Source organism: Veillonella sp. ZSJB6, assembly GCF_051549505.1.
Lineage (GTDB): Bacteria > Bacillota > Negativicutes > Veillonellales > Veillonellaceae > Veillonella.
In genome coordinates, this window is record NZ_JBPUGE010000086.1 from 1 (window position 1) to 261 (window position 261).

General features: G+C 43.7%; 1 protein-coding gene. It reads right to left on the minus strand.

Going from position 1 to position 261, the window contains the following annotated elements:
- The coding region (locus ACSV5T_RS09990) for a hypothetical protein (RefSeq protein WP_438321022.1) at window positions 1-230 on the minus strand (230 nt) is incomplete at its 3' end.
- Window positions 231-261 lie beyond the last annotated feature (31 nt).

The following is a 261-nucleotide window of genomic DNA, read 5'->3' on the forward strand; positions in this document are numbered from 1 at the left end:
GGGGTGGTGCCAGTCGTATTTTTTGCAGTGGCTGTGATACTAATGCCCTGTGACAATAGTTTGGCTTTAGCAGCATCAGATTTTACTTCAAGCTCGATGGTCGCCTCACCACTGGCATTTGTTACCACATTAGAGGTATCAGAGACCGCATAAACACCTGTCGTACTTGGGTCATCAATTTTAAATTGGACAGGTACACCACCTAGACCAGTGTTTGAACTGTTTAACACTGAAGCAGTAACTGTGAATTTTTCACCAACT